Annotated in this window: 5 protein-coding genes and 2 pseudogenes; 5 read left to right on the forward strand and 2 right to left on the reverse strand. The window is 64.5% G+C overall.

Translation table 11 applies throughout. The features are described 5' to 3' along the window. From KIH75_RS09665 to KIH75_RS09685, 5 genes are all read left to right on the forward strand, one after another. On the forward strand, positions 1-264 hold a 264-nt coding region (locus KIH75_RS09665), incomplete at its 5' end, for an FtsX-like permease family protein (RefSeq protein ID WP_338024336.1). A 72-nt stretch (positions 265-336) separates the two neighbouring features. Continuing rightward, positions 337-1,818: a CHAP domain-containing protein gene (locus KIH75_RS09670; protein WP_338024337.1), complete on the forward strand. Its 1,482-nt coding sequence runs from the start codon at positions 337-339 to the stop codon at positions 1,816-1,818. A gap of 124 nt (positions 1,819-1,942) precedes the next feature. Next, the gene (gene smpB, locus KIH75_RS09675) at positions 1,943-2,422 is read left to right on the forward strand and encodes an SsrA-binding protein SmpB (protein ID WP_219056496.1); all 480 of its coding nucleotides are present in this window, start codon (positions 1,943-1,945) and stop codon (positions 2,420-2,422) included. Between the two features lie 200 nt (positions 2,423-2,622). Continuing rightward, positions 2,623-4,515: a glutamine--fructose-6-phosphate transaminase (isomerizing) gene (glmS, locus tag KIH75_RS09680; protein ID WP_219056497.1), complete on the forward strand. Its 1,893-nt coding sequence runs from the start codon at positions 2,623-2,625 to the stop codon at positions 4,513-4,515. 110 nt (positions 4,516-4,625) lie between these two features. Next, on the forward strand, positions 4,626-5,402 hold the full coding sequence (locus KIH75_RS09685; RefSeq protein ID WP_219056499.1) for a pseudouridine synthase: 777 nt from the start codon (positions 4,626-4,628) through the stop codon (positions 5,400-5,402). Between the two features lie 120 nt (positions 5,403-5,522). Here KIH75_RS09685 and KIH75_RS09690 read toward each other — a convergent pair. Continuing rightward, positions 5,523-6,806, reverse strand: a pseudogene (locus tag KIH75_RS09690) (DUF349 domain-containing protein); the annotation flags it as partial. Next, positions 6,796-6,925 (reverse strand): annotated as a pseudogene (locus KIH75_RS10400) (ATP phosphoribosyltransferase regulatory subunit); the annotation flags it as partial. The pseudogenes KIH75_RS09690 and KIH75_RS10400, both read right to left, overlap by 11 nt.

The following is a 6,925-nucleotide window of genomic DNA, read 5'->3' on the forward strand; positions in this document are numbered from 1 at the left end:
GTCGGTGCGTCGAACTGGACGATCCAGCTGCCGTTCATCCTCGAAGGCCTGTTCGCCTCGCTGATCGGTTCCCTGCTGGCCAGCGGCGCGTTGGCGGCGATCGTGCAGCTGTTCGTCACCGACGGCATCGCACAGTCGGTGAGCTGGATCCCGTTCGTCACCCAGGGAACCGTGTGGCTTATTTCCCCGGCGCTGGTGCTCGGCGCGATGCTGCTGTCCGTCATCGCGTCCGTGGTGTCGCTGCACCGTTATCTCAAGGCCTGAGCGTCCAAGCCTGATTGACGCCTCAGGAACTGCCGCTACAATGTGCCGAAGGAAGTAGGAGGTCCCACAGTAGTGAACAAGCGAACAAAGTCCGCGAAGACCGTCATCGGCGTGGCCATCTCGTGCGCGATGGTCATGGTCGCCGGATTGGCGGTCACCACCACGAACGTGCCGACCGCACAAGCGGCATCCTATGCGGAACTGCAGCAGAAGCAGGCCAATCATGAAAGCCTCAAGGCCCAGCTCGCCGGCGTCGATTCCGATCTGGCCAGCACCATCGAGGAACTGAACGATCTGGCCAACAACCAGATCCCCGCGGCCCAGCAGGCCGCGCAGGAGGCGTTGCAGGCCTCGTACCAGGCGCAGAGCCTCGCCGACGCGACGAACCAGCGTCTCGAAGCGGCCAAGCAGGACAAGGCCACGTTGGAGCAGAAGATCGAGGAGACCGGCATCGAATACGACGACGCCAAGGATTCCGTCGCCGAGATCGCGCGTAACAGTTTCCATGGTTCCGACGCTTCGAAGATGATGGACGTGGTCACCGACGCCAAGTCCACCGACGAGTTCGTCCAGCAGATGCAGTCCGACGCGGCGGCGGCGCGATCCGCCTCCAACACCGCTGATGCGGCGGCCACCACGCTTAACACGTCGATGAACCGTCAGCAGCGTCTCGACGCCATCGAAAAGCAGATCACCAAGCTCAAGGAACAGGCCGACGAGCAGGCCGCGGCCGCGCAGAAGGCTTCGGAGCAGGCCGCCAGCAAGCAGAGCGACCTCGAAGCGTTGCAGGCCAAAGACACGTCGGTGCGCCAGGAGCTTGAATCCAAGAAGAGCAGCCTGACCACGCAAAGCGCCAAGGAAGCCGCGGAAATCGTCTCCATGCAGGCCGAACTGGCCGCCATGGCGGCGAAGGCCGCAGCCGAGGAGGCCGCACGCAGGGCCAACAGCTACACGCCTTCGAATGTCGGCCAGCAGACGTCGTCCGGTGGTAATTCGGGTGGCAATTCCGGCGGCAGCGCCAGCAATTCCGGCGGCAACTCGGGCGGCAATTCCGGCGGCAATTCCGGTGGTAATTCGGGCGGCAACACCGGTGGCGGTTCCGCCAGCGGCATGAACTACGCGGTGCCGGGCAGCTGCCCCGAAGGCTCCAGCTACTGCTACGGGCACAACACAGGCAATTCGGTCGGCGGCGCCGCCTACCCGGCCCGCCAGTGCACCCTGTGGGCGTACATGCGTCGATCCCAGCTGAGCCTGCCGGTCGGCTCCTACATGGGCAATGGCGCGCAGTGGGCGGCCACCGCGCGCGGCCTCGGCTACTACGTCAACAACACGCCCCACGTGGGCGCGGCCATGGTGATCGGTGCCGGTCAGACCTACGGCGGCTCCACATTCGGCTACCGTGCCGCCGACTGGCAGTACGGCCACGTGGCGATCGTGGAACGCGTGAACGCCGACGGTTCCGTGCTCATCTCCGAAGGCGGAACCGGCTTCGCGTCCTTCCCGGCATGGGAGACCGTCACGAACGCCGGCAACTACCAGTACGTGCACTACTGATCGGCAAACGCTCGGCAAACGATCGGCAAGACCCGGAAACAAGTCTGCATACGCCGCCTGAACCGTTTCAGGCGGCGTTGCTGTTATTGTGGGGTTGCGGAAACAATCAGGAAAGGAGGAGACCATGGCCAAGGAACAAGGTATGAAGCCGATCGCGCAGAACAAGAAGGCGCGTCACGACTATGCCATCGAAGACAAGTACGAGGCCGGTCTGGTCCTGACGGGCACGGAGGTCAAGTCCCTGCGCGAAGGGCGCGCGTCCCTCGCCGAAGCCTTCGTCTCCATCGACAGGCGCGGCGAGATGTGGCTGGAGAACGCGAACATCCCCGAATACCTCAACGGGACCTGGAACAATCACGCGCCCAAGCGCAAGCGCAAGCTGCTGCTGCACGAGCGTGAGATCATCAAGCTGTCGAGGCAGAGCGAAGCCAAGGGGTACACGATCATCCCCCTGAGCCTGTATTTCAAGGACGGGCGCGTGAAGGCCGAGATCGCGTTGGCCCGAGGCAAGCGCGAATACGACAAGCGTCAGGCGCTGCGCGAGGAACAGGACAAGCGCGAGGCGCTGCGTGCCATGCGCTACGCCAACAAGCGGGTGCGCTGAACGCCGAATTATGTAGACATGCGGTAAATGCCTGAGAGTGCCCGGTGCGTCCTTGGCGCCCGTCTGACACACTTGTTGAGGAATTACCGCATCGCGGCTTGGAACCGCGGCTCGTGGCGGCGCGAACGCGCCCGCCCGTGCGATGGAAACGATATCCGCGCCGACCGTTACGGCGCACGATAGGTTAGGGCTGGTGAAATATGTGTGGAATCGTCGGATACGCAGGACGGATCGAAACCGCGTGCGGCAAGCCGCTGGAGGTGTGTCTCCAAGGCCTGCAGCGTCTTGAGTACCGTGGCTACGATTCGGCCGGCGTGGCGTTGAGCGCGCCCGGCATGGACCATGTCGAGGTGCGCAAGAAGGCCGGGCGTCTGTCGAACCTCATCGAAGACGTCGAACGCAACCCGATGCCGATGGCCACCGTGGGCATCGGCCACACCCGTTGGGCCACCAACGGCGTGCCGAACGACATCAACGCGCATCCGCACACTTCGCGTGACGGCAAGGTCGCCATCATCCACAACGGCATCATCGAGAACGCCTCCCAGCTGCGCCTCGACCTGCAGACCGAAGGCTACCGTTTCGCCTCCGAGACGGACACCGAGGTCGCGGCCAAACTGCTGGGCAAGATCACCGACAAGATCATCGAGGAGGAGGGCGCACCCGACCTGTTCAAGGCGGTCCGCAGGCTCGCCCGTATGCTCGAAGGCGCGTTCACCATCCTCGCCACCGACTGTCGACAGCCCGATATCGTCGTCGGCGCACGTCACGATTCCCCGCTGGTCGTGGGTCTTGGCGACGGCGAGAACTTCCTCGGCTCCGACGTGGCCGCGTTCGTCGCCTACACCAAGCGCGCCATGGAAGTCGATCAGGATCAGGCCGTGTGCGTGAGCGCCGACAAGGTGATCGTCTCCGACTTCATGGGCAATATCGTGCCCGACCCCAAGGTCTACACCGTGGATTGGGATGCCTCCGCCGCCGAGAAGGGCGGCTGGGATTCCTTCATGGACAAGGAGATCCACGAGGATCCCGCCGCGGTGCAGCGCACGCTGCTCGGCCGTCTCGACGAGCACGGCGACCTGAACCTCGACGAGGTGCGCATCGACGAACACGACTTCAAGGGCATCGACAAGATCATCGTCATCGCCTGCGGCACCGCCGCCTACGCCGGTATGGTCGCCAAATACGCCATCGAACACTGGGTGCGCATCCCGGTCGAAGTGGAACTCGCCCACGAATTCCGCTACCGTGACCCGATCCTGACCCCGCGCACGCTGGTCGTCGCCATCTCCCAGTCGGGCGAAACCATGGATACGCTGATGGCGTTGCGCCACGCCCGCGAACAGGGTTCCAAGGTGCTGGCCATCTGCAACACGCAGGGAGCCACCATCCCGCGCGAATCCGACGCCGTGCTCTACACGCATGCCGGCCCGGAGGTCGCCGTCGCCTCCACCAAGGCGTTCGTGGCGCAGATCACCGCCGCCTACGTGCTTGGCCTGTACCTCGCGCAGGTGAAGGGCGCGATGTACCGCGACGAGATCCAGCAGACGCTTGATTCGCTCAAGGACATGCCGCGCAAGATCCAATGGGTCCTCGACACGCAGGTCGACACCATCCACGCCGCCGCAGAACAGATGGTCGACGCCAAGTCGTTCCTGTTCCTCGGCCGTCACGTCGGCTACCCGGTCGCCATGGAAGGCGCGCTCAAGCTCAAGGAAATCGCCTACACCTTCACCGAAGGCTTCGCCGCAGGCGAGCTCAAGCATGGGCCGATCGCGCTGGTCGACGAAGGCGAGCCCGTCGTGTTCATCGTGCCGCCGGCACGCGGTCGCAACGTGCTGCACGCCAAGGTCATCTCCGGCATCGAAGAGGTCAAGGCCCGCGGCGCGTACATCATCGCCGTGGCCGAGGAGAACGATCCTGATGTGGAGCGCTACGCCGACGTGGTGTTCTGGCGTCCCGCATGCCCGACGCTGATGAGCCCGCTGGTGGACGTGGTTCCGCTGCAGCTGTTCGCCATGGACATGGCCAAGCTGAAGAAGTACGACGTGGACAAGCCGCGTAATCTCGCCAAGTCCGTCACCGTCGAATGATGATGTCGTAAGGCCCGGCCCGCATGGTCGGGCCTTACGTTTGACCGGCGTGCGGTGGGTTCTCATGCCGGGAACGATATGTTGAGGTGGTTGCAGTGGGGCATCGGTGGGTGATCGAGGAGCCACGGATCCCGTTCGAACTCGGGATCGTGTATGAGGATGAGCGGATCATCGTGGTGGACAAGCCGCATTTCCTGGCGACCACGCCGCGCGGCATGTGGTACCGCGAAACCGCGCTGATACGCTTGCGTGAACGGTACGACGATCCCGGCATCGTCCCCGCGCACCGGTTGGACCGGGCCACCGCCGGCATCGTGGTGTTCGTGCGCGACCCGGCCAGCCGTGGCGCCTACCAGATGCTGTTCCAGAACCGCCAAGCCGTGAAGACCTACGAATGCCTGGCGCCGCTCAAGCCCATCACACGGCCGAAATACGGCACCATACGCGAACTGGAGGCGCCTCGGCCGTTCCCACTCGAACGCCGCTCGCGCATCGCCAAACAGCGCGGAATCCTCCAAGCCTATGAGGAGCCCGGTGCGGTGAACGCGCACACGGTGATCGAGCGCGTGGGCGGCATGCCACGCCGTGCGTCGCAAGGGATGGAAAGCGGCGGAACCGTGAACGCCATGCGGGAACGTATGGATACGGCACGATACGTGCTGCACCCGAAAACCGGCAAAACGCACCAGCTGCGCGTGCACATGAACTCGCTGGGACTGCCCATCGTCGGCGATGATCTCTACCCGCGCGTCGTCGACCGCCCATACGACGATTTCTCCACGCCGCTGGAACTCGTGGCGCGCGAACTCTCTTTCGACGACCCGATCACCGGCGAACACCGCCGTTTCACCTCCCGCATCCCATTGGGCGAAGGAGCGGGGGAGTAGCGCTGATTGTGAACGACTCACATGCATGTGCGTGCATAAATACGCCGGAGGGCGGCACCCATACGGATGCCGCCCTCCGGCGTATCGCTATGATTCAGGCTGGTGAAAGCCGAAGCCGAATCACTTCACGGCGTTCAGCCACTGCTCCTTGGTGGCCTTCTCGGCCTCAAGCTTGGCCTTCTTGGCCGGGTCGGTCTCGGCGGCGATTTTCGCGTCAAGCTCGGCGAGCTGCGCGTTGAGCTGCTCCTCGAAGCTGGACTTACGGGCGTCGGCCTCCGGATCGGACTGCTTCCAAGCGGCCTCCTCGACGGACTTGATCTGCTTGTCCACCTCGTCCAGACGGCCCTCGATGCGGCGCATATCCTCACGCGGCACGTAACCGATCTGATCCCACTCGTCCTGGATCTCGGCCAGAGCCTGACGGGCCTGCTTGGCGGCCTTCTCGTCGGCGACCGGCACCAGAGCCTCGGCCTTCTTCAGCAGCGCCTCCTTCTTGGCGAGATTCTCCTTCTCATCGGCGGAGATCTGCTCGCGATCGGCCTGACGGGCGTTGAAGAAGGTGTCGGCGGCCTCGCGGAAACGTGCCCACAGGGCGTCGTCCTCGTTACGGCCCGCGCGACCGGCCTTCTTCCAACGATCCATCAGCTCGTTGAACTGGCGGGAGGTTTCGGCCCAAGCGGTGGAATCCTTGATCTCATTGGCCTCGGCGATGATCGCCTCCTTGGCGGCCTTGGCCTGGTTGCGCTCATTGTCGCGAGCCTGCGCCCACTTGCGGCGGGACTGGTTGAAGGTGGTGCGGGCAGCGGAGAAACGCTTCCACAGCTCGTCGGCATCCTTCTTGTCGATGCGCACGTTGTTGCGCTGGTGGGCCTGCCACTCGTCGAACAGGGCACGGAACTTGTCGGCGGTGGAACGCCAGTTGGTGTTGTCGCCCAAGCCGGCGGCCAGAGCCTCGGCCTTCTCCACGATGGCGGTACGGCCGGCGACGGCTGCGGCGACAGCGGCCTTACGGGCCTCGGCCAGTTCGGCCTTCTTCGCTTCGGCGGCGGTCTTCAGCTCCTCGTACTGGGCCTTCAGCGCGGCCAGATCGCCGACCACGGCGGGCGATTCGGTCTCCTCGGCGAGCATCTTCATCGTCTCGTCGATCTCACGCGGCTTGACGTTCGCGCTCTTCAAACGAGCCGACAGGGCATCGAGCTTGGCCTTGAGATCAAGGAAACGACGCGCGTACAGGGCCAGAGCCTCCTCCTTGGAGACATCGGGGAACTGGCCGACCTCACGCTCGCCATCGCCGTCCTTGACGAACACGGTGCCGTTATCGTCGACGCGGCCGAAAGCTTCGGCCTCCTTGACCTGCGCCTCGGTGTAGGAGACGGCGGGCGCTGCGACGCGGGCTGCCGGGGCGGATCGCGGCCGCCTGGTCGACGATCATGCCCAGCGTGCTCAGGCCTTCATGCGCGAGCGCGTAGGCTTCGGACTCCTGGGAGATGCCGTGCTTGGCCGCGAGGGCGGCGAACTTTTCG

Source organism: Bifidobacterium pongonis (assembly GCF_019331805.1).
Classification (GTDB): domain Bacteria; phylum Actinomycetota; class Actinomycetes; order Actinomycetales; family Bifidobacteriaceae; genus Bifidobacterium; species Bifidobacterium pongonis.